The 26,915-nt window shown below is 43.3% G+C and carries 23 protein-coding genes, 1 tRNA gene, 1 rRNA gene and 2 pseudogenes; 19 read left to right on the top strand and 8 right to left on the bottom strand.

Features of this window, described 5'->3' with window-relative positions:
- Window positions 1-65: 65 nt before the first annotated feature.
- From rrf to Q4Q46_RS20445, 4 genes are all read left to right on the top strand, one after another.
- Window positions 66-181, top strand: a 5S ribosomal RNA gene (gene rrf, locus Q4Q46_RS20460).
- Between the two features lie 36 nt (window positions 182-217).
- A tRNA-Asp gene (locus tag Q4Q46_RS20455) sits at window positions 218-294 on the top strand.
- A 342-nt stretch (window positions 295-636) separates the two neighbouring features.
- A complete protein-coding gene (locus Q4Q46_RS20450; RefSeq protein ID WP_006083785.1) occupies window positions 637-891 on the top strand; it encodes a YkgJ family cysteine cluster protein in 255 nt (84 codons plus the stop codon).
- Window positions 892-913: 22 nt separating this feature from the next.
- Complete coding sequence (locus tag Q4Q46_RS20445; protein ID WP_063884306.1) at window positions 914-1,369, top strand: Rrf2 family transcriptional regulator; 456 nt, start codon at window positions 914-916, stop codon at window positions 1,367-1,369.
- Here Q4Q46_RS20445 and Q4Q46_RS20440 read toward each other — a convergent pair.
- The 4 genes and pseudogenes from Q4Q46_RS20440 to gpmM form a co-directional block, all read right to left on the bottom strand.
- On the bottom strand, window positions 1,344-2,099 hold the full coding sequence (locus Q4Q46_RS20440; protein WP_107403114.1) for a divergent polysaccharide deacetylase family protein: 756 nt from the start codon (window positions 2,097-2,099) through the stop codon (window positions 1,344-1,346). The two genes, Q4Q46_RS20445 and Q4Q46_RS20440, sit on opposite strands and share 26 nt — an antisense overlap.
- A gap of 9 nt (window positions 2,100-2,108) precedes the next feature.
- Window positions 2,109-3,316, bottom strand: a pseudogene (locus Q4Q46_RS20435) (S41 family peptidase).
- 32 nt (window positions 3,317-3,348) lie between these two features.
- A complete protein-coding gene (locus Q4Q46_RS20430) occupies window positions 3,349-4,482 on the bottom strand; it encodes a murein hydrolase activator EnvC family protein (protein WP_259574718.1) in 1,134 nt (377 codons plus the stop codon).
- A gap of 10 nt (window positions 4,483-4,492) precedes the next feature.
- The gene (gene gpmM / locus Q4Q46_RS20425) at window positions 4,493-6,037 is read right to left on the bottom strand and encodes a 2,3-bisphosphoglycerate-independent phosphoglycerate mutase (protein ID WP_311906930.1); all 1,545 of its coding nucleotides are present in this window, start codon (window positions 6,035-6,037) and stop codon (window positions 4,493-4,495) included.
- 267 nt (window positions 6,038-6,304) lie between these two features.
- On the opposite strand from gpmM, the gene Q4Q46_RS20420 reads away from it, so the two are divergent.
- The 9 genes from Q4Q46_RS20420 (at window position 6,305) to Q4Q46_RS20380 (ending at window position 17,395) form a co-directional block, all read left to right on the top strand.
- Window positions 6,305-6,739, top strand: a complete 435-nt coding sequence (locus tag Q4Q46_RS20420) for a rhodanese-like domain-containing protein (protein ID WP_226059791.1) — start codon at window positions 6,305-6,307, stop codon at window positions 6,737-6,739.
- 295 nt (window positions 6,740-7,034) lie between these two features.
- Window positions 7,035-7,520 (top strand): protein-export chaperone SecB, encoded by a 486-nt coding sequence (secB, locus tag Q4Q46_RS20415; protein WP_006083777.1) that lies wholly within the window; start codon window positions 7,035-7,037, stop codon window positions 7,518-7,520.
- 4 nt (window positions 7,521-7,524) lie between these two features.
- Entirely contained in the window at window positions 7,525-8,541 is a 1,017-nt protein-coding gene (gpsA, locus tag Q4Q46_RS20410) for an NAD(P)H-dependent glycerol-3-phosphate dehydrogenase (RefSeq protein ID WP_006083776.1), read from the top strand.
- A gap of 301 nt (window positions 8,542-8,842) precedes the next feature.
- Window positions 8,843-10,027, top strand: a complete 1,185-nt coding sequence (locus Q4Q46_RS20405) for a BaiN/RdsA family NAD(P)/FAD-dependent oxidoreductase (protein ID WP_311906929.1) — start codon at window positions 8,843-8,845, stop codon at window positions 10,025-10,027.
- Between the two features lie 124 nt (window positions 10,028-10,151).
- Window positions 10,152-10,976, top strand: coding sequence for a TnsA endonuclease N-terminal domain-containing protein (locus Q4Q46_RS20400; protein ID WP_311906928.1), 825 nt, complete (start codon window positions 10,152-10,154; stop codon window positions 10,974-10,976).
- A complete protein-coding gene (locus Q4Q46_RS20395; protein ID WP_311906927.1) occupies window positions 10,966-13,125 on the top strand; it encodes a TnsB C-terminal domain-containing protein in 2,160 nt (719 codons plus the stop codon). The genes Q4Q46_RS20400 and Q4Q46_RS20395 overlap by 11 nt, the downstream gene beginning before the upstream one ends.
- Window positions 13,115-14,566 carry an ATP-binding protein gene (locus tag Q4Q46_RS20390; protein ID WP_311906926.1) on the top strand — a complete coding sequence of 484 codons (1,452 nt, stop codon included), beginning with the start codon at window positions 13,115-13,117 and terminating at the stop codon, window positions 14,564-14,566. Before Q4Q46_RS20395 ends, Q4Q46_RS20390 begins: the two co-directional genes overlap by 11 nt.
- 17 nt (window positions 14,567-14,583) lie before the next feature.
- The gene (locus tag Q4Q46_RS20385; RefSeq protein WP_311906925.1) at window positions 14,584-15,993 is read left to right on the top strand and encodes a TnsD family Tn7-like transposition protein; all 1,410 of its coding nucleotides are present in this window, start codon (window positions 14,584-14,586) and stop codon (window positions 15,991-15,993) included.
- Between the two features lie 223 nt (window positions 15,994-16,216).
- Window positions 16,217-17,395: a hypothetical protein gene (locus Q4Q46_RS20380; RefSeq protein ID WP_311906924.1), complete on the top strand. Its 1,179-nt coding sequence runs from the start codon at window positions 16,217-16,219 to the stop codon at window positions 17,393-17,395.
- Window positions 17,396-17,404: 9 nt separating this feature from the next.
- Here Q4Q46_RS20380 and Q4Q46_RS20375 read toward each other — a convergent pair whose 3' ends face one another.
- The 3 genes from Q4Q46_RS20375 to Q4Q46_RS20365 form a co-directional block, all read right to left on the bottom strand.
- Window positions 17,405-18,070, bottom strand: coding sequence for a hypothetical protein (locus Q4Q46_RS20375; RefSeq protein ID WP_311906923.1), 666 nt, complete (start codon window positions 18,068-18,070; stop codon window positions 17,405-17,407).
- A gap of 29 nt (window positions 18,071-18,099) precedes the next feature.
- Window positions 18,100-18,798, bottom strand: a complete 699-nt coding sequence (locus Q4Q46_RS20370; RefSeq protein ID WP_311906922.1) for a hypothetical protein — start codon at window positions 18,796-18,798, stop codon at window positions 18,100-18,102.
- 73 nt (window positions 18,799-18,871) lie between these two features.
- Complete coding sequence (locus tag Q4Q46_RS20365) at window positions 18,872-19,543, bottom strand: hypothetical protein (protein WP_311906921.1); 672 nt, start codon at window positions 19,541-19,543, stop codon at window positions 18,872-18,874.
- Between the two features lie 104 nt (window positions 19,544-19,647).
- Here Q4Q46_RS20365 and Q4Q46_RS20360 point away from each other — a divergent pair.
- The 6 genes and pseudogenes from Q4Q46_RS20360 to Q4Q46_RS20335 form a co-directional block, all read left to right on the top strand.
- Window positions 19,648-19,922: pseudogene (locus Q4Q46_RS20360) on the top strand (IS110 family transposase); the annotation flags it as partial.
- Window positions 19,923-21,361: 1,439 nt separating this feature from the next.
- The gene (locus Q4Q46_RS20355; protein ID WP_311906920.1) at window positions 21,362-22,243 is read left to right on the top strand and encodes an SMODS domain-containing nucleotidyltransferase; all 882 of its coding nucleotides are present in this window, start codon (window positions 21,362-21,364) and stop codon (window positions 22,241-22,243) included.
- Complete coding sequence (locus Q4Q46_RS20350; RefSeq protein WP_311906919.1) at window positions 22,221-22,793, top strand: SLATT domain-containing protein; 573 nt, start codon at window positions 22,221-22,223, stop codon at window positions 22,791-22,793. Before Q4Q46_RS20355 ends, Q4Q46_RS20350 begins: the two co-directional genes overlap by 23 nt.
- Window positions 22,794-23,275: 482 nt before the next feature.
- Window positions 23,276-23,830, top strand: a complete 555-nt coding sequence (locus Q4Q46_RS20345; protein WP_311906918.1) for an SLATT domain-containing protein — start codon at window positions 23,276-23,278, stop codon at window positions 23,828-23,830.
- A complete protein-coding gene (locus Q4Q46_RS20340; protein ID WP_311906917.1) occupies window positions 23,827-24,297 on the top strand; it encodes a nucleotidyltransferase family protein in 471 nt (156 codons plus the stop codon). The genes Q4Q46_RS20345 and Q4Q46_RS20340 overlap by 4 nt, the downstream gene beginning before the upstream one ends.
- 692 nt (window positions 24,298-24,989) lie before the next feature.
- Window positions 24,990-25,757 (top strand): hypothetical protein, encoded by a 768-nt coding sequence (locus Q4Q46_RS20335; RefSeq protein WP_311906916.1) that lies wholly within the window; start codon window positions 24,990-24,992, stop codon window positions 25,755-25,757.
- 258 nt (window positions 25,758-26,015) lie between these two features.
- Here the strand turns inward: Q4Q46_RS20335 and Q4Q46_RS20330 are convergent.
- The coding region (locus Q4Q46_RS20330; protein WP_311906915.1) for an IS91 family transposase at window positions 26,016-26,915 on the bottom strand (900 nt) is incomplete at its 5' end.

Genomic DNA, 26,915 nt, shown 5'->3' with positions numbered 1-26,915 from the left:
AAAATCAGCTTTCCGAATTATTATTAACGTGGTCCAGAGATGGACACGGTAATAAACAGAATTTGCTTGGTGACAATAGCCTTGTGGAACCACCTGATCCCATCCCGAACTCAGAAGTGAAACGCAAACGCGCCGATGGTAGTGTGGGGTCTCCCCATGTGAGAGTAGGTCATCGCCAAGCGCCTAATTTAGGTTAATGTGCAAACGTTAAACTAAAGGAGCGGTAGTTCAGTTGGTTAGAATACCGGCCTGTCACGCCGGGGGTCGCGGGTTCGAGTCCCGTCCGCTCCGCCAACATAAAGACGAAAGCCTCTACAGCAATGTAGAGGCTTTTTTCGTTATGCAATTTATTTCTATTGTCGCGGCTTTTTTGCAAGGATCTAGTCCACCCCCGCGTCGCGTTCATGAGTTCATTGTCTCTACCTGTATAGAATGCATATCTTTTTAAAGGTTGCAACTCATTCGTAGTAAACTTAAATCTCAACCTATTTTTGCCTAATTTCGTCCCACTTTATCCATATTATGTCTTTCACGCACTGAATGACGCTTGTGCGCGACTTGGCAGTATTGACCTGTGACACTGATCTCGGACAAATTAAACGGTATAATGCCTTATGTCTTTCATGAGTAACGAAAATGAATTGTCGTCTTGGGTGTGGTGCTTGCTGTATTGCGCCTTCAATTAGCAGCGGTATTCCTGGTATGCCAAATGGTAAGGCTGCGGGTGAGCGTTGTGTGCAGCTGAGTGATGCCAATTTATGTTTGATCTTCGGCTCGCCCGATCGTCCCGCGGTTTGCAGTGATTTCGATGCATCGGAAGATGTATGTGGTCATTCGAACGAAGAGGCGCTTTGGTTGATTACCCAACTCGAAGCTCAAACCTCTCATTAAGTTTATCGCTGACAGGTGAAATATGCAGTTAACTCGTTATACCGATTTTGGCGTTCGAACCTTGATGTATTTGGCGGTTCAGCCAGACAGAACCACTTTATTTAGAATTGCTGAAATTACTCAGGTATTTGATCTGTCTCCAAATCATGTCTCTAAGATAGTGCATCATTTAGGCAAGATGGGTTACCTCGAAACCATTCGCGGCAAGATGGGCGGTTTCCGTTTGGGTAAGCCTGCGAGTGAGATTAATTTAGGCCAGTTAGTTCGTGTGTTAGAAAACTCGTTAGCACCGATTGATTGCAGTAAACCTTACTGCCGATTCACGCCAGCTTGTAAGTTGAAAGGCGTGTTAGCACAAGCAGTTGAAGCGTATTTGAATGTGCTCGATCAATATACTCTGCTGGACATTGTGAGTAATAGTGATGAGTTACTTGCCTTGTTGCCTGACATGTCTATCTCAGTGTTACAGCTGGATTAGTTCCATTTTTGTGTGCAATGCCGATGGGGAGTAAGCTTGATGCAGGTACTAGATCAATCCCCTCGGTTTTTAGTCTTTGTAGATTGGCCTTTAAGAAGCGCATGGTTTCTGGATAAGGATGGGCAATCGCCACTAGGCTACCTTGAGTGTGTGCCTGACTTATCATTAAGTTAAATTGTCTTTCGAGTGCTTTAGCACTGGTATCATTGTCTAGAAACAGTTGGCGTTTTAATAACGGCACGCCTAACTGATCCGCTGTCTCTCCCGCCTTAGTGAATCTTGTTGTCATACTATCGATAAAATACAGATGCTTTTGTTTGAGGGTTTCCATCACCCACAGCATAGGATCATCGAGTTGAGTCAGTAAGCTCCCCATGTGGTTATTGGCACCTTTAGCAAAAGGAACGCTGTTAATCGCATCGACAACACTGGCACGAATTTGTGCCTCAGTCATAGTATTGGTCAATCCACCCAAGCCTAACGCCTTACCATTAAGCGCTTGCATAGGCAGATGCAGCATGATTTCGTGGCCCTTTTTATGGCCAGCATTGGCGAGTTCTTTGCCAAGAGGTGTATGAGGCAACACTGAGAGTGTCACTGTGCTGGGCAGTGCCAGCACGGCTTGATCGGTATGACGATAACCTATGTCATCAATAATGAGGGCAATCTGGGCAGCATGACTTTGAGAAATGCTTAGGGCCAATAGGGCCAAGGAATAAAGTAAGCGCACAGTTTCTTCTTATTCGTCATGATGCTGTATCCATGCAATGGCTGAGGTCACTTGATGATCTTGGGCCAGAGATGCATGGGCGGATAGGGCGTCGATTATAGCCAAATTACCTGCGCCGGAACCAGTTTCTGCGGCAATTTTTATGTCTGGGACGATTCCTATATTGTGAATGTTTTCACCTCTGGGGGTATTGTACTGGGCAATGGTGAGTTTTATCGCGTTACCGTCTTCTAAGATGGGGATCAGGCTTTGTACTGTGCCTTTACCGAAACTGGTCTCACCTAAGAGCTTAGCCCGACCATTTTGCTGCAGTGCGGCGGCGAGTACTTCGGATGCAGAGGCCGAGCCTTTGTTGATCAACACTAGCATGGGCACGTTAGTCAGCATGGTTTGCGGTGAGGCGTAGTAGTCGGAGTTGGCATCGAAGAAGCGGCCAGAGGTTGAGACTATGCGCCCCTTCGCGAGGAATAGGTCAGCAATTTTAACGGCTTGGTCGAGCAGGCCGCCGGGATTATTACGTAAATCTAAGATGAGCCCGGCGAGCGGTTTATTTTGCCATTGGCTAAGTGAACGCACCATATCTTCGGTCGAGTTTTCTTGGAAGCTACTTAATCTGACATACCCAATATTGCCATCAAGCAATTGAGTGGTGACAGATTCGATAGTGATAGTGCTCGGCTTGAGTGACACCTCAAAGGTCGCATCGTCATTGCTGTGCTTAAGCACTAACTTAATGCTTTGATTGCTTAGGCTATTTTTTTTATCTCGGCAAGGATATTGGCGAGGTTAGTCTCGGTCGCCAGTGTGTCGTTGAGCTTAACGATAATGTCGCCTGCGCGTATTCCCGCTTGTTCTGCAGGGGAATGGGCGAAGGGGGCGATGATGTTGATGTGGTCATTTTGGGTTGCGACTTCGAAGCCGAAACCAAAATATTCGCCGCGATTGGAGTCTTTGAGATCGAGTAATTCTTGGTGATTCAAAAAGCTGGAATAGGGATCTAAGTGCTCAAAAATACCTTTGATTGCCGCTTGTACTAACTCTTCTTTCGAAACGGTTTTCACATAATAAGTTTCAACGGTTTCAAGCACATTTTGCAGTAACGGATAGTCAAAATCACTGCGATAGGACTTAGCGTTCTCTTGACTAGAGAGGCTGATGGATAGGCCCAAAGTTAGGCCTAATCCAACGCAACTGATATAGCGGATCATGTGTTTCATAGCCGTCCCCTGTGATGAGGGGACCGTTATGATTAGCGACAGTATTTCGCTGGATCGACGGCTTGCCCCTTGTGCCTTATTTCAAAGTATAGGCCAGCCTCGCTCTGTCCACCCGAACGTCCGACTAAAGCTATCGCTTCGCCGCTTTTTACCATGTCGCCAGGGCTTTTTAATAGGGTTTGAGCATGGCCGTACAGGCTCATATAACCTTTGCCATGATCGATAACCATCACCAAACCAAAACCGCGTAACCAGTCGGCATAAATAACCTTACCACCTGAAACGGCTCGAATATTTTGCCCTTCTGGCGCGGATAACATAGTGCCTTTCCATACCACTTGGCCGGAACGCTGGCTGCCAAAGCTGGCACTGACGCGACCTTTAGTTGGCCATTTGAGTTTGCCACTTTGTTTACCAAAACCTTCCATCGAAGGATTGTCTTTCATGGCTCGCAGCGCTTGTTCGACCACGCGCTTTAAGCTGGCCTCTTCAATTTGCAACTGCTCCAGCTCAGCGCCCTTAGAATTTAAGGTGCGTTGTAGCTCTTTGATGGTCAGTTGTCGCTGATCTTGCTCTTGGCTCAAACGTTTGGCTTGGACCTGTTGTTCGGCGACGAGTTTGGTTAATTGCTTTTGCTTACTCGTTTGCGACACCTTGATCTCATCTAGCTCGGTCAAGGTTTGCTTTAATTCGTTGATCGACTTCATCCGCGCTTTATTGAGGTATTGGTAATAGGCCAACATACGCTCGATAGTGGCAGGACTTTGCTGATTGAGCATCATCTTAGTGTAATCGTGATTACCGGCAAGATAGGCGCTCGACAGCTGTTTTGACAGTGTCTGTTGCTGACTCACTTTTAGCGTTTCTAACTCATCTTGACGTTGTTTCAGCTCGGTCAGTTTAGTATCGATTTGCGCTAAGCTATTTTTGGTGCTGTTGACTTTTTTGGCCGCTGACGCAATCGCTTCTTCATCGCTACGCAGCAATGACAGCAATTTTTCTCTTTGTTTACTGGTGGTTTTTAACGCGCTTTGTTGTTGATTTATTTGCGTTTGGATTGATTTCAACTCGGACTGACGCTTCTCCAAATCAGAAGCGTTGGCCGAGAAAGATAACATCATAAAGCCAGCAAGAATGCTGGCTTTAACAAGGAGTCGAGTGCTCACTAGGTAACGGTTACTCTTTAATGTGGATTAAGGGCTTGCCCGTCATCTCTGTTGGAATGGCTTCGCCAATCAAGGTCAAGATGGTCGGTGCGACATCGCTGAGTTTACCACCTTCATCTATGGTCGCATCGCGGCCAACAAAGACGAAAGGTACCAGTTCACTGGTGTGGGCTGTGTGCGCCTGACCTGTGGTTTCGTCCGTCATTTGCTCGGCGTTGCCGTGGTCGGCGGTAATAATGCATTCACCACCCACTTTCGCCAGCGCATCCACTACACGGCCGATACAAGCGTCAACTGCTTCACAGGCTTTCACGGCGGCATCGAAATTACCCGTGTGGCCGACCATGTCGCCATTGGGATAATTACAGATGATCACGTCGTACTTGGTTGATTCAATCGCCGCCACTAACTTGTCGGTGAGTTCAGTTGAACTCATCTCAGGCTGTAGATCGTAAGTCGCCACTTTAGGAGAGTTGATTAGGATGCGATCTTCACCTTCGAATGGCTCTTCTTTGCCGCCGTTGAAGAAGAAAGTCACATGGGCGTATTTCTCAGTTTCAGAGATACGCAGTTGAGTGCGACCTTGTTTTTGCAGCACTTCACCTAAGGTATTCACCAAGTTTTCAGATGGATACGCGATAGGTGCTTTGATGTCGCCGGCGTACTCAGTCAGAGTGACAAAGTGCATTTTCGGCACTACAGCACGTTCGAAACCATCGAAGTCTGGGTTGATAAAGCTACGGGTGATTTGGCGGGCACGGTCAGCACGGAAGTTCATAAATATCAGTGCATCGCCATCTTGCAAGGTCGCAACTTGGCCGTCAGCATCTGTAATTGCCGATGAAGAGACGAACTCGTCGTTCTCGTTACGCTCGTAAGCCGCTTCTAATGCAGTAACCGCATTGTCGTATTGGAATTTTGACTTGCCTTGGGTGATTAAATCGTAGGCTTGCGAGACGCGATCCCAACGATTATCCCTGTCCATAGCAAAGTAACGACCAATAATCGAGGCGATACGGCCATGGCCTAATGTAGTAAACAGATCATCAAAATGGCTCAAGCTACCTTTAGCGCTACGCGGTGGTGTATCACGGCCGTCGAGGAAAGCGTGCAGATAAACCTTAGTTGCGCCACGGGCAACGGCCATACGGCACATAGCTTCGATATGCTCTTCATGGCTGTGAACACCACCGGGGGAAAGCAAGCCCATAATGTGCACTGCGCCGCCGGCTTTAATGGCCGAGTCAACCGCATCACACAGGGCTGGATTTTGTTCAAACTCATGATCTGCAATGGCTTTACTGATGCGAGTGAGTTCTTGATACACCACACGGCCAGAGCCTAAGTTAATGTGGCCAACTTCAGAATTTCCCATCTGGCCATCAGGTAAGCCTACATCTAAGCCAGAACCTGAAATCAAACTATGGGGATATTTAGCGTTGAGACGGTCGAGTACCGGAGTATTGGCGTGGAAAATCGCATTGTTATGCGTGTTTTCACGGTAGCCCCAGCCATCGAGGATCAACAACGCGAGCGGACGTTTAGCTGTCGTCATAGTGATACCTTTAAGTTTTATAGAAGCGATAGAAATCTGAAATTGGTCAAATATTACTACGTTAGCGGGGTATGAAAAAGCGCTTTACCCCGATTAAGGTCATCGAATCACTAATTCGTCCAATTCTGTGGCTGGCTTGTAACAAGCACCTAGGCAATTGCGCTAAAAGTGCGATCTGGAACTGTGACTAAACTGCTGCAATCTGCCAAGGCAATCGGTATACTCTGTGCCCTTATCGAATTTTCGCCATTTATGCGGGCAATCATCATGCAAGAATATATCGAATTTTTTAAAGCTCACTCAATGTTAAGTCTGGCCTGGGTGGGATTATTTGTTGTGCTTGTCGCGAGTATCATCAAATCGAGCATGTCAAAAATCAAAAGTATTTCTCACCAAGAACTGACGATTATGGTGAACAGACAGGACGCTAAAGTCGTTGATGTGCGCTCTAATGATGAGTTCCGCAAGGGGCATATTGTTGATGCAATTAACGTTACGCTAGCAGATATTAAAAATAATCAGATATCTGCCCTTGAAAAGTTTAAAGCCAGTCCCATTATATTGGTATGCAATGCTGGCATGACCTCGTCTCAAGCCGCTCAGCTTTTAGGTCAACAAGGTTTCGAAAACCTGTATAACTTGAAAGGTGGTATGGGTGAATGGCAGGCAGCAAATATGCCTGTTTCAAAAAGCAAAAGATAAGTTGTCGGCGGCAGTTATGATTTAAGCTGCACCCTATTCTTTAGGCAGTGCAGCAATACAGTCATCATTGTTTGGCATACTGATCCTGCGGTCGCTAAGGGCTTAATGTAAGTTTTTAGACTGGTTCGATCGATACCCGAATATGGGTGCAAGTTGGGATGATACCGAGATCTGATACAGGCCTTGAGTAACATAAGCCCCGAGCCAATTTACGTTCAAAGATGAATTGGCTTTCAAATAATAATTGGCTTTCAACGAAAAGCCGATACAACATTGATAGGATAGGTAGGAAATTATGGCTGAAGTAGCAAACAACGAACAACAAGCCCCACAATTCAACATCCAACGTGTTTACACTAAAGATGTGTCTTTCGAAACGCCTAACAGCCCAGCTGTATTCCAAAAAGAATGGAACCCAGAAGTTAAGTTAGATTTAGACACGCGCAGCGCTAAATTAGCTGACGATGTGTATGAAGTTGTCCTGTCTTTAACGGTGACTGCACAAAACGGTGGCGATACCGCTTTCCTATGTGAAGTACAACAAGCCGGTATCTTCTCTATCACTGGTCTGACTGAGCCACAACTGGCCCATTCATTAGGTGCATACTGCCCTAACATCCTATTCCCGTATGCTCGCGAAACCGTGGGCAGCTTAGTTGGTCGTGGTACTTTCCCACAACTGAACCTAGCACCAGTTAACTTCGACGCGCTGTTTGCCCAATACGTGCAACAACGTCAAGCTGCTGCGACTGCACCAGCCGCCGAAGAAGCTAACGCTTAATTACATGAAAAACTCTGCCGATATCACGGTATTAGGGGCGGGCTCTTATGGCACCGCCCTTGCCATTTCTTTAGCCAGCAACGGTCATAAGACCTTGTTATGGGGACACGATCCTGTCCACATGCAAACGCTCGCTCAAGACAAGTGCAACCAAGCTTTTTTGCCTGGTATTGCGTTTCCTGATTGTTTACAGATCGAAGCCGATTTAGCCAAAGCCTTAGCTGCCAGTAACAATGTGTTAGTGGTAGTACCAAGCCATGTGTTTGGTACTGTGCTTGAGCAAGCTAAACCGTTACTCCGTAGCGATGCGCGCATCGTATGGGCAACGAAAGGGCTCGAGCCTGAAACCGGACGTTTGCTGCAAGATGTGGCCCGTGATGTGTTAGGTGAGCAATATCCGCTGGCGGTGTTATCTGGGCCGACCTTCGCGAAAGAATTAGCTATGGGTTTACCTACGGCCATTTCGGTTGCGGGGACTTGTCCTACGTTCACCAACGATCTCGTCGAGCTGTTACACAGCCCTAAACGTTTGCGGGTTTACGCCAACGACGACTTTACCGGACTGCAACTTGGCGGCGCGGTAAAGAACGTGATCGCGATAGGTGCAGGCATGTCCGACGGTATCGGCTTTGGTGCCAATGCCAGAACAGCCTTGATCACCCGTGGTTTAGTTGAATTGACGCGTTTAGGCGAAGCCTTAGGGGCCAATGCGGCCACCTTTATGGGAATGGCTGGGTTAGGCGACTTAGTGTTGACCTGTACCGATAACCAATCCCGCAACCGTCGTTTCGGTTTAGCCTTAGGTAAAGGCTGTGATGTGATGACAGCACAGGCTGAAATCGGCCAAGTGGTTGAAGGTTATCGCAATACCAAGGAAGTGTTTACGCTTGCGAAACGCCTTGGGGTTGAAATGCCAATCACTGAGCAGATTTACCAAGTCTTGTACCAAGGTAAATCGCCCGTCGATGCTGCGAAAGAATTGCTCAGCAGAGAAAAGAAATCAGAAACGCCCGCGCAATAAACCGCGAGCCGTGATGATGCTGAATAAAGGAAAGGGTGCTAAAATAGCGCCCTTTTTTATGCATGGACTTCTGGTGTGCAAGATGTATCCCCGGTCGCCAGGGCCCTTGATGTTCCCGACATCAGACGGGCATTTCCTCCATCCCTGGAGGTCAGATGGTGAAAGAGGGGATTTGTGCCTAACGTTTGAGTGTATCTTTGCTCCGTTTAGCGGTTGCTGACTTGCTTGCTAAAGGTTCGCGAGTCAGCAAACTGCCCGTTGGCAGCCAATACCAATCAATTTATCTGTGTGGAGTAAGAGCGTGAAACATCATGATGTCATTATTATCGGAGCCGGCGCCGCGGGATTGATGTGTGCAGCGACCGCGGGTTACCGAGGCCGTGATGTACTCGTACTCGACAATGCCAAGCAAGCCGGGCGTAAAATCCTCATCAGCGGCGGCGGGCGTTGTAACTTCACTAACCTTAAAGTCGAGCCCGCAAATTTCCTTTGTGGTAATCCCCACTTTGTTAAGTCGGCACTCGCACGTTATCCGTCGCAGCAGTTTATTGAACTGGTCGAGCGCCACGGCATTGAATACCACGAACGCGATCACGGCCAATTGTTCTGCAATGACTCGGCTAAAGAGATAGTCACTATGCTATTGACCGAGTGTGAATGGGCGGGCGTTACCATTAAGCTGCGCACCGATATTCTGGCCGTTAAAAAGACCGAGGCAGGGCACTTTGAGCTCAATACTTCTAGCGGCGAACTGAGCTGCGACTCACTGGTTATCGCCACGGGCGGCTTATCCATGCCTAAACTCGGCGCCACGCCTTACGGTTATCAACTGGCCGAGCAGTTTGGTCTCAAAGTATTGCCAACTCACGCAGGTCTGGTGCCTTTTACATGGCACAGTGAAGATAAAATTCGCTTCGAACCTTTGTCGGGCATAGCCGTGTCGAGCCGCATTACCGCCAAAGATGGCACTGCGTTTAGCGAAGCGTTGCTATTCACTCACCGCGGCTTATCTGGCCCTGCCATTTTGCAGATTTCCAACTATTGGAAAGCGGGCGAAACCATAGAAATCGATCTCTTGCCCAATATGGATTTGGCGCAATTGCTAACGCAACAGCTCACCGCGCACCCTAAGCAAAGCCTGCGTAACACTCTCAGCCAATGGTTGCCTAAACGGCTGGTTGAAGTGCTATTCGATGAGGCCCTGTTGAACAAAGCCTTAAATCAACTAGTGCACGCCGAGCGCGCAAAACTGGTCGATGATATCCACCGCTGGACACTATTGATGAACGGCACCGAAGGCTACCGCACCGCAGAAGTGACCTTAGGTGGTATTGATAGTAATGAGCTGTCATCCAAAACCATGGAAGCCAGCAAAGTCGCAGGACTCTACTTTATCGGTGAAGTCATGGACGTAAGTGGTTGGTTAGGCGGGTTTAATTTTCAATGGGCCTGGGCATCCGGCGTGGCTGCAGGGCAAGCGGTGTAGTTGTGTTTTGGAACAATAAAGTTTGTACACTGTTGAAAAAGTTTGTACACAAATGCAATTCTGAATAATAAAGTTTGTACACTAGGCTATAATATACTTTGTCGAATTGGGTAGAGTATATGTTGTGGCTGGACGAAGAAAACTTGAAAAGCTCGCTGATTATAAGCGGGCTTTAAAACAAAAATACGGCTTAGGTGAAGGAGCCAACTACACTCCGTGGATAAGAGTTCAGGATGTAAAGTCTCATGGGCACAGCGGTAAGATTGACGGAATAAAATCGGGCCGAACTCACCATACCTTATCTGAGCAAGAGACATGCTTTTTCTATTTAGCTGAGTTTTCCGATTCAATTATCGATATTCGGGAACAGTTTCCTCTGCTTCCTCTCACACTCTCATTAAAAATATCTAAGCTACTTGATGTTGAGCACCCCAAGCATCCAAAAACCAAAGATCTAATCATCATTACCACTGATTTTCTTTTAACCTGTAGTGATGGAAAGCGGATTTGGTATGAAGCTGTTTCTGTGAAGCCTAGTGAAACGCTTTCAGAGAAGAGGACGGCAGAAAAGCTCGATATTGAAAGAGTTTGGTGGGAGTTATTAGGTGTTCCCTTTCACGTATTTTGCTTGTCAGAACTGAATCAGATTAAGTCAAAGAATATTCAATGGATTACTGATCCTCAACGTAAGAAGTACTCATCACATTCGAACAAAGTTAGAGAGGAAGCCAAGCGTTTGTTGACGGTGGGAACGATGCAATTAAGTGATATTTGCGACAGGTTTTCTCATCAAATCGGTATGTCGAAAGATGACGCATTGATTTTGTTAAAGTATTTAATAGCCGATAAAGAAGTGATTGTAGATTTGGCGCGACCCATAGTTCTATCTGGGATGATAGAAATTGTGCAAGTTAAGATGGATGGGGAATCACAGCAATATGCAAGTTGAATTAAATAGCGTTTGGCAAATTAAAAGTTTGGATGGCCTAGGTGATGGTCTATACCGAGTTTTACAACTGTATACCGAAGAACATATTGTCATTCAGTTTCCTTTGCTAGATTCAAAGGCTTTACAACGACCTATCAAACTTGATTTTGACCTTTTTAATGAGGCGATCAAAGTTGGCAATGCCCAACTAAGTTTATATGAACTTCCTTATTATCAACTGCAATCAGAAGATGATATTTCAGAGAGTCATCTTGTAAAAAGAGATGAAAAATATCGACTTATTATTGACTTAATATCTGATCCGAATTTTTTGCTAAATTTGGTTGAGCAACCTCGTAGTAAAGCTGTTTCAATACACGCGAAAGCCCACAACACATATGTCCAGAATATCTATCGAGCACTAAATCTTTATTGGAAATATGGTCAAGAACGAAATGCACTCTTACCGAGCTATAAGAACTCTGGGGGCAGAGGTAAATCAAGAGTAGCTGGTGTAGCAAAGCGTGGCTCTCCGATACAACTCTCCAGTCCAAGTATTGAAGTCCCTGAAGGTGTTAATACCACTGAGCACGATAAGGCTTTGTTTCTTAAAGCTATGAAGGAGTTTGGACTCAAAGGTGAAACAGTTAAGTTCAGCCGTGTATATGACAAAATGCTCAAAGAATATTATGCAGAGGAGCTAATTCTTGCTGAATCTGAGTCTCGTGAAGCTTTAGTTCCTAATTACCGAGCGTTTGTTTATTGGGCCAAAAAATTAGTTCCAGCGCAAATTCTAATACGTAAACAAACAAATCAAGGTGACTTTGACCGCAATAAGCGAGGTTTAAGAGGTTCTGCTACTGATCATACAGAAGTTCCTGGCAGTTGCTTTGAACTGGATGCAACAGTTTTGGATGTACATATCGTTTCTGATTTTCAGAGAAATCACGTATTGGGAAGACCAACCGTTTATTGCGTGGTTGATAAAGAAAGTCGAATGATTATTGGACTTCACGTCTCTATGGAATACGCCTCTTGGAGAGCAGGTCGGCAGGCTTTAATCAATAGCTTTACCTCTAAGAAAGAGTATTGTGCAGAGTTTGGTATTGAAATCGAAGAAGCGGATTGGCCTTGTAATCATATTCCTCAACGATTGCTTTGTGATCGAGGTGAGTTTATTTGTCAGGATGCCGAAAATCTCGCTGTGCCATTGATTGGACACTTGAGTATTGCTCCACCATACAGGGCGGAATTGAAAGGTATAGTAGAACAACGTTTCAATATCTTGAACGAGAAGCTAGTTCATGAGCTGTTAGGGACGACGAAAGGGCGGCATTATATCAGAGGAGATAGAGATCCAAGATTAGATGCTACTTTTACGCTCAGAGAAATAACCAAGCTCCTTATTGATGAAATTTTAGAGCACAACAGTTCAATTTTTAAAGATTTAGCCAAGCAAAGTACATTACTTATTGAGTCAGGGCTTTCTCCAACTCCTCTGAACTATTGGAATCTACATGTTAAAGCGCAGCGTCATGCTTTAAGTCGAGCAGATGAGGCTCATATTCGTTCTCGCCTATTACCAACAGTAAAAGTGACCATGACAGGTAAAGGAATTCGGCTGAACGATCAAATGTATTATGAGTCAGATCATGCTGATTTTGATACGTGGAAAGTAATCGCGAGAAATAATGGTTCATGGCAACTAGATGCTTTAGTTGATCACGATAATTCAAGCTTTATATTTGTCAGGCTTGAGGAAGTAAGTGGTTTTACCCGATGTTACCTGATGAAGGAGTCGGTTAATTTTGCTCACAGGCATCAAGCAGACATCCTGTATTTTGAAGACTGGATTAAGTTGGCAAAAAACAAAGCTAAGCCAACAGCGAAATCGATAGAGCGTCACCAGAGAAGAAATCAGGTTATCGAAACTGCAAAAGAAGAAGCGGCATTGGCTCCGTCGCTGAGTTCAAAATCTGAGAGAACAAAGGGCATGAAAGCAAGGAGAAGGGAAGCTATTCTTGCACAGAGGGTTGAGGATGGAGAATACCAACTTCATCAAGCTAAGCCTGATATGGAATCAGATATACCCAGTGAACATCTTGATGATAAGAAGAAAAAAGTAATTTCAATGCTCAAGCGAAAAAGGGCCAACGATAATGCGATGTGAAGATGCCATTTATCATAAAGCGATATTACCCGAGCATCGTGGTAATCCTTTGATTGAAGCTTTGCCACCTAAGGTTGAGGATGATGAGTTAGTTATTAAGCTGAGTAATTATCCTGAGAGGCTCGTTGAAGAAACAACGTTAGAGGCAATTGAAAGGTTGGATTATCTCACCCGATTAAAGACGTTGAGGCAGCCACTGCCTCTCTATTTTGATGTATTCAGGGCCATCGAAATGGCAATCAAAGAGGGATATTCAGCAAAAAATCCTTTATCTCCTACAACAATGAACTATCTACATTATTCTTCGGATAATCGACCTGATGTTGAACCCAGAACAGGTTTTTTCCAACCTAAAGGCAGTGGAATAACAATCATTGGTGAAAGCGGAGTTGGTAAAACATGTATGCTTGAACAGGTGCTCAACTACTTTCCTGATGTTATAGAACATACATATTACCAAAATAAAGTGTTAGCAATACCGCAAGTTGTGTGGATAAAAGTCGATTGTCCAGATGATTCAAGTGTCAAAGGTCTTTGCCATCGTATATTAGAGCAAATGGATCAAAAACTAGGGCTCTTCCCAACAAAACCTGCGGGAACGATAGCTCTTTTGCTTCAACAAATTGAAGCAAAAATGAAGTCAAACTTCCTCGGGATTCTGGTTATTGATGAAATGCAAAACCTAAACCTTGCTAAAGCAGGCGGTGCCGATCGACTTTTAGGCTTTTTGCATAACTTAGTTAATAATTTAGGTATTCCGATACTTTTCTGTGCAAACCCTCCGTTCGATGAACTTCTCAGCAAGAGTTTTAAATCAGCGCGACGAGCGGAAAGTAGTGGTTACTTCGATGTGGAGCTTATGAAGAATGATGATGAGTGGGAATTGTTTGTGGATGAGCTTTGGTGTTTACAGTGGACGAATGTTGAAACACCGTTGACCCCAAGTTTGAACAATAAACTTTACTCACTGTCTGCTGGCAATATGGATTTAGCTGTTCGAATTTATTATTCAGCTCAAAAGGCAATTATTGGTTCTTCAGACGAGAGGGTTACTGAAGACGTTCTTGAACTAGGAGCAAGTATTGCTATACGGGCAACGAAAAAGCTAACTGAAGAAATGAGAAAGAAACACGCGATTTCTATTCTAAAAAGAGATCGAAAAGATGGTAATACGGAACCGAACAGCCATCGGAGCGAAGGTGTTTCATCTAAAGAAGTAATCAACACCAAATCTAAATTTGTAACAATACCAGGAGACTTAACTCGCCCTCAACATCCAGAGTTTGCAGATGCATTAACTGAAATCGGCTTAGCCGAAGACTTGATTGATAGGGTGTTGGATAACAGTCTTATTCAGAGAGCTTCACAGGATAACGATCCTCTTGAAAATCTTAGAGTTGCAGGAGTTCTATGTGAGGAACCTCTGGAAATTTTTAATTAAATCGTTAGAGGAGGCATATGGAACTGCCAACGGCTTTTCCCGACGAACTTTTACTTGGACGATTGATACGCTACCTTCTTTTGACAGGAGAGTTGGAGCGCTCGTTTAGTTTTCGAGTATATGGATCGAGTCGTGTAGCGATACACCCCTTTTTAACAGCAGGTATATCTCGAATCGCTGAATTGTCAGGTGAAGAAGCGGCGAGCCAATTAATCAGCCAAACTTTGGCTCCGCTTTTTTTCTTTTACTTACCAAAGCATGCAAGCTCGTTAAAAGAAAATTTACTCTGTGGCGATGGGGCTAGAGCTTTCCGGCACAGCCAGTTGGTTTCATTTAACAGTGGAGGGACTTTACTTTTAAAGTCGTGTCCAATTTGTGTAGCAAAGGACATATTTGAGCTAGGAGTTGCTTACTGGCATAGGGTTCATCAAATACCTGGGGTAACATCATGTTGGAAGCACCACGTACGGCTTATGTCCTTTAAATTGAAAGAAAGACAAAGATTATGTGTAGGTCTGCCACCATTGGTACATTGTGAGGTTGAAGCTGCCTCCTCCATAGAGAGTAGTGTTGCGAGATTTAGCTTTGACCTCCTCTCCACTCTTGAAAAATCACAACTTGCCATCGAATTAGTGGGTAAATACCGCTCTCGATTAAATGAGCTGGGTTTTCTCACTCCTAGTGGTAAGGTTCGTAGAGCACCACTAATGAAGGCGTTTATCTGTGATTTGGCAATGTATCCAATGCAAAAGTCTCTTTTTCCACGCTATCCAACTGATTATCACTACATATCAGAATTACTATCAGTTGGAACTAACTGTCATCCGTTTCGACATCTCTTACTTGGGGCTTGGTTGTTTAAGTCGGCTGGAGAGATGCTACAACATCAGGCTCAGATTACAGTGCCGCGCTCACTTCAATCCACAAATTTAGTCAAGGATGATATTGAGCAGCGTTGCTTGATGTTACTAAAAGATGGTAATTCTCTTGAAGCGGTTTACAGAATTACGGGGAAAAGTAGATGTTATCTAAAGCGTCTGGCTGCAAAATTTGATGTTAAATTAAACTTAAAACCAAAGCAGTTGGATAATAGTCTTCAGCAGAGAATCATCAGTCTTGCTCGGCTAGGAATGCACCGACGCAGAATTTCCAGTATTTGTGGTATTGGCGTCGGTTCGATCGAGCAAGTTATTTCTGCTGAACCTGGATTGGTTGAATGGCGTAAGCAATGTCATTTGGAATCCAAAAGACGAGCTTGCCGAGTACAAATACTGAGGTATCGACAGATGCATCCCGATGCATTACGGCGTGACATTAAGTCTGACTGTAATGCTGCCTTTTTCTGGCTTTATCTGAGAGATCGACCATGGCTAGAGACATCTCTTCCAAAGCCAATGAAGCCTTGTAGGCACAGTCGGTCACGATAATCATTCAGAAATAAGCCATATTCCTGCTCCGCTAAAGGTACGCCGATGCTGAGTCTTTACCTTGTTAAATCTCCTCGGTGTTGTGTTAAACAATTGATTTTTAATAAACTTCATGTATCGCATAACACTTTCATAGTGAGTGATTTTGGCGTATTGACCAGTGTAATACCTAATTGGAAAGAATTTAAAAGCCGCTTAGATGGAATGGCAGAGTTGTATTTGAATGAGTGAAAATTTCGATTTTGAATTAGCTAAATTATTACGGGATCAGGTTCCTAACGACGAATCTATACATAGTACTTTGCTTCGCACATTGTTAGCACATGACCCTAATATTAAGCCGATCGGTGTTATCAGTGACTTTGGTCGATGGATAGATAATCCTTTTGTTCATAAGGGATATGAGCATCTTTTCTATCGCTATCCTGATCATCTACTGTTAGAAACGATAGACATGAATTTGTCAGTGAATGGCAAAGGCAACAGTCTTTTTGACAATCCTGCTGTATATACCTACCGAATAGAATCTACATTTTTTAGTGGTCGAACAACGAGACGGCGAGCAAAGGGATTGAATAAGGTGAGGTACTGTTTATCATGTATAAAAGAGAGTATTGATAGCGTTGGTTACGGATATTTTCGTCACTTCTGGGATTATTCAAATGAATGCTTAATTCATGGGCAGCCACTTAACGTATTACCTGACTTAGGCTTTTCTAAAACGTTAAAGGCTTTGAAAAAGCTTCTCAATGCTAAGGATTGTAAGCAAGCGATTGTTTTAGATACAATAAATTCAGGTGATCATCGTTTCTCTTGTAAACTCCCTAGAGATAAAACGGAAAGATATTTATTTCCTATTAAATTGGCACCAGGATGTTTGATGCTACTTTTTGCTAAGTGGGTTCATAACAACAGCTCAAAATTTGAAGATGCTGCATTACGACATTTTGCTAAAGATGTTTCAGGACAGTATCTAGGCTATTATCATTCTGTTGATGAATGTGATTATAGGCAAGACTTTGCGAGTATTTTCATGTTTTATGCAGAGTATGAGCCTGAGTTATTAAACTCGTTTATGGCCAATAATGTAAGTCTTGTTGGCTTGGAATTAGGTCCGAGAAAACAAGGGGTCATCAGGGAGATATTTGCAAAGCACACAGCGAGCGAATGTAGTACCTGCAACCAAAAGTCTTGTATCATGAAGACACATCAAGGCACCTTTAGCGTAGATGCAACTGAATTGAATTTTGAGTATTTGCTCGAGAATTCATACACCTTGGCTAGAGTGTCGATGCAGGGGAGACCGATAAGAGTTACTAGAGATTCTATCTGGGGGGCAATAGATGTTTTTCCAGAGGTTACTGACTTGACAATCTTTAATTGTACTAGCTCTAATTTTTGATTTTCGGAGTTAGGGATGCTGCACCGTATTATCGCGAGGTGTCCCTTGCTCCACAGGGGTAGGCTCTTGGGATGGAGCGGCAACAGCACGTTTTACAGCCGCCTCGATGTCTTTTACGTCAGGGCTTTTCCAAGTTAGGTAAAAACTCCACATTCCGACAATCAAGCTGACGATACCAGCGATATTGATCCATTTTGCCTTTGTCCGATTCTTCTCGACTTCGGCCTTGAGTTCAACATAAGCTCCCAACGTCTTTTGCACTGGACTGAGGAGATATTTATCGCTTTTTACTGAGCTTGCCTCGCATAGATCTACAAGTCTCACCAAGGATGGTTTTACTTCCTCGGGAAGATCGTCAAAAGGCTCCTCTTTTTCAAGTTCCGCAGTGAGTCGCTGTATTTCTTTGAAGGTATTCGGATCGTTAGTATCGCTGAGAAGTTGATTTAAGCACTTGCCAACGCTAGACCGAGCGAGATCTGCACCTTTTGCCATGTTAATGACATCGTTAATCGACAGGTAGATGGAAGCCTTGAACTTTTCCAATAGGTTCAACTTCAGCTCTCGTCTCGCCTTTCGCTTATCGAAATATAACTTCGCCATCAGTACGATGAAGGTCGACATGCCACCAACGTACAAGATCAAGAAAAAGTAGTTAAGTATTATTCCAAAGTCCACTGCGGTTCCTGTTCCTACATGTAAAGAGCCTAACGTAGCGGCGTCTCAGTCGCCATTGATAGCTGTGAATTGACCGACTTGTTAGAACCAAGGATTTCAATTTTAATCGGTTGCAAGGTTATACTAAGTCCTTCAGCACTTGCACTTAGTAGCTTACCCTTCACCTTGATAGCACTATCTTTGGTTAGCACCTTTAACTCTGGATATTCGTCCAACGTTGTAGAAAACCAAATTGAATGCCCAACGATCCCTCCTTTCTCAAGATGAATATTTACTCGCACTTTACTCTTATCATTCCAATCAGTGTCTATTTTCTTGAGATAGCCAACCTTCTCAAATACAAGCCCAATATACTTTTCAGAAATCTCTTTTTTCTGAAAAGGTGGAGCAGCGTTTATAGACTCTATAACTTCCTCCACAGTCATAGCTGTTGGCGCACTGTCCTCGATTTCAGATACTTTCTGGTCTAAATACCTTGTATTGCATATTTTTGCATTCTCTACCACATCTAGGGATGCAAGGCTTAGATTACTTTTCGGCGCATCATCAAAGAAGTCTGCTTTGCGGTAAATAAATATCACAGCCCCACAAAGCTCCAAAATTAAACTGCTAAACAACCCCTTCAGATAAAACTCATCTATTGGAATTAACCGAGTAATACCAACTAATGTAATCACCGCAGTAGCAATAAATAAAAATAGAAAGGTATAGAATAAATGTTTTTTCATATAAACCTTTATCAGTTATCACTTCGATTGTGACTTAAACGTCACCTGCAACGTGATGTTATAGATCTGTCTGCTAGTACCACCCCGTATCATGTTCCATGTCCGCTTTGTAGCCCAAGTATTCACTAATCTGAGCTTGGGCACCTGTGAGAATGACCGAAATTTTCCCTATGACCTCTCGCACATTTCGCAAATTGATATGAGTGAGGCCTTCCAGAGATGGTTGCCCCTTCTTGTCGTGTGGATACCGAAACGCTTCTGAAGTAGGATCGACCTTGGCGAAATCTTTCAACAAGCGAGTGATCTGATCAAGCTCTTTTGTTGAGTTTCCTTGCCAAATCTCACTAAGGAGGTTCCTGCATTCGATCCAAATTTGGTCAATCCTGTGGTGCTTTGGCAAATCACCTTCGATGTCTTGGAGCCGCTTTGCATCCTGTAGCAGACCCTTGATGGCAAGCTCAAGATACTGGCGATAAAGAAATATAACTGGATAGACGAGTGAGTCCTGATACGCTCCGACGGCCCGGATTTCCACTTGGTTGACAAGTATGTCTGCCGCTTCCTTATATCCATCGGCATAAATTCCCCAGCTAACGTGGCACCAGTTGACGCATGCGTTGTTCCACCAATCTTCTTGGCTTGTAAAAAGCACGTCAGAGGATGAGGGAAGCTTCGGTGGCTTCAACAACTCGGAGAATACACATTCTTCTATGTCACTAACTTTTACCTCGTGCTCTTTAGACATAATTACTCCCCACAAAGATGCTGATCTCCAATCAATCCTGGGTTAGTTGAAAACCAAAACCATAATAGTATTATCAACAAAACTGAAAATAGGAAAGCACCACAATAAAACATAGCATACTTTTCATTGGCTTAGATAGGTCGCTTACATCGAAGATAATTATGGGACACAAGCGGTACATTACAGCCGAGTTTCTAGTGCAAAAGCCTCTATCACTAAACTCACAAAATAACTTCAATCCAAGTACCCAGATGCAACACTGCTCTTTAGTTACGAAACTGGTTCTCGTGGCTATTGGAGCAAACGCCAACTCACTAGCTTAGGTCACTGTTTACGTTCTCTCATTCCTAAAAATTCTGGTGAAAAAGTCAAAACTGAATCACCACCGATGTAGTCGATACTTGTACCATTACTAAAATTTGATCATCGGAACAAGTTACTCGACCTAGTCATGAAGATTTGAAAAGCGTTTTGTGGCAGCTCCTTTTTAGCTAAACGAACAGTATTAGGGGTAGCTAAGATTGGCATTGTTGCAACAATGTCCTAAATGCGATAATCAACATGCCTCGATATGGTAATCCGTAATATAGGGTTGTCATACCTAATTATATTGAGAATATTTTTACTAAAATTTGATATTGAAACAAAATCAAATTCAGATTGGCAATAAGTCATTATCAACAAATCATTACAAGAAACTAAAGCCCTTGATTCAGTTTTAATGAGTAAGTGCTATTCCTTAAACCCTCTGTATAAGACCACACCGGATGCGATAACTAAACCAAGTGTGAGAAACATGATTAAGATTGACCATAGTTGTAGCTCACTCATAATATACCTCTGCTGAGTTTATGCACTTCCGCCCAGTTAATGTTAACAATCCCCAATGAATTAGCAAAGTAAATACCGTTACGTTGAGGCTGAAATAGCCTTCACATTTTTTGCATTGCAAAAAATCCATGGCGTTTAACATCCCTGTTTCACTGGGTAGCAAAGTGCAACACCGCCAAAACTGCATGGTTTTAAAGGTGTTGTTTCGTAAATCGGTCGAACTAAAGCGGCAACAGCTGCTCTGATCGGCATTGCTCATCTACTTACCCATCAACCATGCCAATACCTCGCAACAAAACGGCAAATTCAGGAGAGTAATAAAGATTCATACTAAAATGGCAGTGTTTGCATCGTTATGCTGCCATTTCTAAATCGAAAATTGCCTCTTTTCAATTTATTTGTGGCCTAAGTTGTAATGTTCGGTCCTGTTGGGTTGACCAAATTTTGGTAATGCTCCACATTTTATTCAGGATCATTTGCGATTTGACTGGACGAACTAAATGAAGAATTCGAAACTCAATACATTGCTCTCAAAGTGTGATCCAACGGCCCCAATACCTGATGATTTAGCAGAATGGCTTGATGCTCCTTCTGTTGAAAAAGAGGTTATTCTATAGTGAAGAGAAATCAATAAGTTCTGAAGAGGAGTATCGAGCTGCTTTAAAGCGAATTGAGGAACTGTTTGATGCATTTGCCTAATACTGCCGAAGGTGACGAACTTGAAAAATGGATTTCGTTGATTGAATCATATGAAAATGACCACTTCCCAATGTAAATCAATTTTGCCCCAAAGTGAGCTACGGCTCGAATTGTTATTTCAGATAACTTGCTAGTTTTGTGATACAAAAAGTAATGGATAACAAGAGGCAAGACCTGACCCATTACATTTCGAGAAAGTAAAATATTTCTGATGCATACCTTGTATTTGCTCTAAATGCCCCCAAATAAAGCGTAGATATTTCAGCTAGCTATGCTATTGAGGTGTAAATGAGTGTATCTGACAAGTTTTCAACTTTCTGTGGCAACTTGCGTATGAGTGATGTGGTTATATCTAACATCTCATATAGGACGAAGCAAATAACTAAGCGCATTAACAGTGACTTTAGAGGTATAGACTCAGATAGCAGATATAGCTTGTTTGTTGGATCTTATGGAAGAGGAACCGATATCCACGTAAGTGATATAGATCTTATCGTGCAGCTACCTTATGAAGAGTATGCAAAATACGATAGCTACACGACAAATGGTCAATCGGCTTTGTTACAAGCTGTAAGAAACTCTATTGCTAAAACATACTCATCCAGTTACGTCAGTGGTGATGGTCAAGTTGTAAAACTTAACTTTACTGATGGTATTTGCTTTGAAATCGTACCTGCCTTTATCAACAAAGACGATCGTTCATTTACATATCCAGACACAAATAATGGTGGGCGATGGCGAGTAACAGACCCTCGCTCAGAAATAGCTCAAATAAATGAGTCTAACGGTCATTGGAACAAGAATCTGAAACGTTTATGTCGAATGGCACGAGCATGGAAAGACAAGTGGGATGTCCCTATGGGGGGGCTGCTTATCGACACTCTTGCTTACAACTTCTTGAAACAGTGGGAATATAGAGATAAATCGTTCATCTACTATGACTGGATGAGTCGTGACTTTCTCCACTACTTAAAGAACCAAAACCCAGATCAAAGCTATTGGCTTGCTCCAAGAAGCAACCAATATGTCTATCGGAAAGGATCCTTTGAATACAAGGCATTACGTTGCTACAACATCGCTTGTGAAGCGATAGACTATGAATCTAGAGGAATGCCTTACAAAGCAAACCAGAAGTGGCGAGAAATATATGGAACAAAATTCCCAAGTTAACTTTGCGTTACTAGACCAGATTCGAGAGTGTTATGCTCGAGTTGTCTGGACACATAAAACACATGAAAAATGTGCTGACATTCTTAATGCTCGAAACAACCGTATTAAATTTTGGCAAATCGTATTCTCAGCTGTTACTACTACAGGGATTTTTGCTGCTGTCTTTGGTGAAATACCTGAGGTTGGATACGTTTCAGCGATGATTTCCCTTGTATTAACGATCCTTAATGCGTATGTCAAAAAATACGACCTTGGTGGTTTATCACAGAAACATGCTGATGCGGCAAATAGCCTCTGGAATATCCGAGAATCCTACTTATCACTCATTACAGATATGAACTCAGCTGCGATTAGTGATGATGATGTTAGAACAAAACGAGACGCCTTACAAACCGCTTTGCACAAGCTCTATAAAGGATCTCCAAATACCAATGTAGGCAAAGCTTACCAGATGGCATCTAAAGCATTAAAAAACAATGAAGAACTTACCTTTAGTGATGAAGAAATAGATATGTTTTTACCTGTGTCTCAACGGAAAACCCAAAAATAAGATGGTGAAGAGTAGGAGGCAACTCCTACTCCAGAAACAAAATTGGGGTCAGGTCTTGTCTTTTGCCACACCTGAATTAATCCATAATTTGTTAATTTAGCGAAAATACTGACTCACTTCTGTCCAAGTACGTGTAAGTGGAATATTGCTGACACGTACTTGCTCCAAAGAGAGTTAGTCTTCGAATGAAGGTTGGTTCATTTCTATCGGTTGTGTTGCTGCATGGAAGTAACTTCTGTGTTGTAGATTCATAGTTATTAAACGCCTGCAGCGAGCGCATCTGCAGATATTGCTGAAGCACGCCTTGAGTACGTCCCTATAGGCTCAATGAATACATCTCTATTTTCGACGGTTTCAGTCGTATCTGCACTGGATGTTTTTACAAATACGTGCGTATGCGCACTATGAAAATGCTATGTAACTATCTATAATGTAATGTATTTTAGGGTGTAATAGATAAAATAATGTCGTTGGTAAAATAAATGGGCGATTGTGAACAATTTCAAAATATACGTGAAGAATTTGACAGACACTTGATTGATAGTGAACAGTCCAAAAAGGCTCATTTTGATCTGTGTGATCATTACGTGAATCGTTCTCGTTTTGTTGAAAAGCTACAGTACTTTGGCACGGCATGCATAATCGCATGGCTTCTAAGCACTCAATTTAAGGGTTTGTTGCCGGATGGTAGTTATTTGGTTGTAATTATCCCTATTATCCTTTCTTTAGTTGTAGCAGTGTTGTCTATCTTAGAGCCCGTACTGAAGTATAAAGAATCTGCACATTTACATGAAAAAGCAGCAAAACGCTATCATACACTTTGGCGGTCATGTAAAAATTGGGAAACAGATTTCCCATCTTCTGGTGATGCAAAGGAAGCAAAAGTAGCGGTTCAGCAGTATCGTGAACAGTTAAATGACCTAAATCGTGAGTCACCTCATTTATCTGCAGTCTCTTGGAATATCATAAATAAAATTAGAGCAAAATCCGCTTACAATAATGATGTTTCTAAGTACCCATCGGAATTAAACAAATGAACTTTGATTCAATCAGTTTACTTGTGAAGCGCTTACAATACATCCGTTCGCCTTGGGCGGTTGTTGGCGGAAGTAATCTGTTTATTCGAGGTATTTGTGATCAAGCTACTGATGTAGATATCGTCACAAGTGAAAGCGGTGTAATTGAAATTAAAAATGCGCTACCAATCTTTAATTCCGGTACTCTCCCATTAGAGCGAACTAAGTGTGAAAAAGTGTCTTCTATTTTTTTTACCACTGAGGTTGATAATTGTATTGTTGAGGTTATGGGAGCTCCCCATAACTATATAGGTGGGAAATGGGTTCCCAATATAGATTGGGAAGCGTCAATTGAATTTTGTTCAATTAATAATGGCTTGGTTGTTCCGTTAACTAGCTTAGAATACGAAATGAAAATTAATATGACTTTAGGAAATTCAGCCCGTACTAAAATTATAAAGCGTTACTTAACAAGGGCACCAAGATGACGCTGGATACTTGGTGGTTTTAGTTTGAAGAATAGTGAGCCTAGTATTTGCATACTTTATGCTAAGCGTTACCGTATATCCACTTGCCATACTTTCTCTAATAAGAGTCATAACTTTAAGAGCTTTGACTCTAACCAATTTATGTCCATCTTCAATTTATGGGGGGCGGCAGGGAGACGACTTTCCTGTACTTGAATATGTTACAAATTTCATGAAAGCTATGGCGCGAGAATAAACTTAACAATCGCCTCAAGAGGGACTGTCAACGCGTGGCGTTTCCAGTCCCATTAAGCCGCGGTGGTTACGGTTGTTGTGTTTGAGTTTAGTTGTTATGCGTTACCAGCTCTTTAGGCGGGCGTTAGCATTAGTGAAAGGAGGCGAGTTTATGTACACAGGGTTTTATGTGAGCAATGACCATATTTATGGGCGCTCTGGTTATACGAAATTCCATATTAGTGATGGCCATATTTACGGGCCTAGTGGATATAGTAAGTTCTACATAAGTGACGGTCACATTTATGGTCCCAACGGATATACCAAGTGCTACCTTAGTGATGAGCATATATATGGCCCTGCAGAAGCATTGCCGTGGACTTAATGCTTAACAAGTTTGGGCATGCTCGCCCTTTGGGCTGGACTCGCGGCTGCGCCACTCGCCAATGCCAAAGGCGTTATAACAACATGGAACTATTGTGGATATTTTAAAGAAAATTTTACTATTTGATGTGTTCCCATTCTTGTGTCGTTTGATAGGGAGTGGGCTGCTAGTTATCGGGTTGTATGGAATTGGTTTCCCTCCTAAAAATGAAATAGGGAGTACACCTGCTTTTCTATTGGTTTTATCATTATTTTTTATTCTCTTGCCACTAGCCAAAAAGATTAGTCTTGGAAAGCTCCTGACGTTTGAGAAAGAAATTGAGAAAGTAAAAACTGATGTAACAGAGTTCAAGAGCGAAACTAGAGAAATACTGAACGTATACAGTAATACGATAACTGCGATCTCAAGCACTATGAATCAAACTGTAAATGTTCACCTCCCAGGAAGAGAGCAGGTTCAAGAGGCAAAAGAAGAACTGAAGTCAACAATTCAATCTGATAGTGCAGAGTCAAATCTAGAAGATGAGTTGAGTGATTACATCAGGGCTTCAGGCAATGACTTGAACTTTGCGCTAGCTCGTTTACGAATGGATTTAGAAAAGTCTATGCGTTCGATATTGGGGAAACGTACATCTACAGCAGATCCTACAGCGATGCAATCCAAGTTCATGTCTGCTAGGCAGTTATTTAAAGAGCTGACAAATCAGTATCCTAACTATCAAGGAATGCGTAGTTCATACGACTATATCTTGAAAATCTGCAATGCTGCTATTCATGGGCAACAGGTTTCAAACGGCCATGCCGAGGAAGCATTGTATATGGGATTACAGATGCTCAAAGAATTAGAGCGTGTGCAAAAGTAGTTATAACAAATAAGGATAGGCCGCGCGTAGCCGCGACCTTATCCCAAGTGTTGAACAAGCCCGATGTTGATTGTTGACACTTTATTATGCAAATAGCGGATTGAGAATTTGTACTGGCGAAGGTCTTATTTTGAAAGAAACTTTTTGCAGACATGACCCGCCCTTAGCGAACGAGCTAATATTTTTATCACTTGTTCATCAAGCTGTTATCGAGTCCTCATTCTGTTTGGTTAACCCGTTAGCCTTATACTTCTCGCCTTAAGCGGTGATATTAGCGCCTGTCGGTCGATGACTCATATGAACGCCCATAAAATGCATAGCTTGATGGCAACAAGGGCAATAGCGCACGGCTAAGGTACGTTTGACCTCAGGTAACATGGGGAACACTGCACCTGCGACAGCCAACATCAGTTGGATTTGTTGCCGTAGCTTTTTGGCATTGCCTCGCAGTAAGCCATAGTCTCGTACTCGCCGTAATCCTTTGGGTAACACATGTTGCAGTACCAACCACAGAAATTCGACGGCGGGCAAGCTGCGTACTTGTTGGCAGCGGGTCTGACTGTCTTGATAGGTAAAACTCACCTGATTATCGACATGACGACAAATACTGCTGTCGGGTAATACGCCCCGATAAAGGTAGCGCGACAGATATTGCAGTGCAGGTTCGCCTTTACCCACGAACTGACAATCGACCACCCATTTCGAGTGGGATTGATGTGGTAGGGTGAGTTGAAGCGTGTCACTCAGATAAGCCAGTAAACGTGCTCGCCACACCTTGGCAAGATTAAAGGCGTTAAATAAGTTATGGGTTTGACACTTACGCCATTGCCGCTTGCCTGAGTGGTAGCTCCCTGCTGGGATAATGAAGTGCAGATGTGGATGGTAGTCTCTGCGCCGACTGTGAGTATGCAGTACACCCGTGAAGCCTATGTCACCACTGAGCTTAGGGGAGCGTGCTGCAAAATCTTTGAGTACGCCTGCTGCCACGGTAAACATGGCGTGATAGAACGGCTCGGGTTGCGACTTCGCTATGGCTCTTAATTCAAACGGCAAGGTAAAGGTCACCATAAAATAATTCACCGGTAATAACTTGGCTTGTTGTTTACTCAGCCAGTCACATGTGGTGCCGTGTTGGCACTGTGGGCAACTACGATGACC

This window comes from Shewanella vaxholmensis, from assembly GCF_031932135.1.
GTDB lineage: Bacteria > Pseudomonadota > Gammaproteobacteria > Enterobacterales > Shewanellaceae > Shewanella > Shewanella hafniensis.
The sequence above is the reverse complement of the archived record's forward strand: the minus strand, read 5'-3'. Positions and strand labels throughout refer to the sequence as shown.